Below are 387 nucleotides of genomic sequence, written 5' to 3' on the forward strand. Positions count from 1 at the left end.
GTGTTCCGGCATCACAATGGTATCGCCAGAGTAGGCAATAAGAGCATTTTCATGCGAGATAAACTGAAGAGTACTGAAACCGACAAGTTGCCCTTCAGATTCAAGCAAAAGGACCTCATCTTTGTTATCCAGATCGACGTAAAAACGCTGCTTGTCACTTCCCGCGTAGGACTCGAAGTAGATTTCGGCCATCCTGGCACGCTTTCCTATTGAAAGGGTGTCAACCCTCTGAAAATACGCACGATAATCCATTATCTGTTACTTCCTTACATTTTCCGCATTGAGCATTAACCACAGGGTAATGATGGATATTAATACAGACGCGCACCGGTTTACCAGTCACCATCCTCCACAGATAATCCACCAACAGGTTGATCTCTTCTACGT

The 387-nt window shown here is 45.0% G+C and carries 1 protein-coding gene; it reads right to left on the reverse strand.

Annotated elements, in window-relative coordinates; translation table 11 throughout:
* Window positions 1-192: hypothetical protein (locus E4T88_RS17840; RefSeq protein ID WP_221411849.1), on the reverse strand; the 192-nt coding region annotated here is incomplete at its 3' end.
* Window positions 193-387: the final 195 nt, after the last annotated feature.

It is taken from the genome of Dysgonomonas mossii (assembly GCF_004569505.1).
In the GTDB taxonomy this organism is placed as follows: domain Bacteria; phylum Bacteroidota; class Bacteroidia; order Bacteroidales; family Dysgonomonadaceae; genus Dysgonomonas.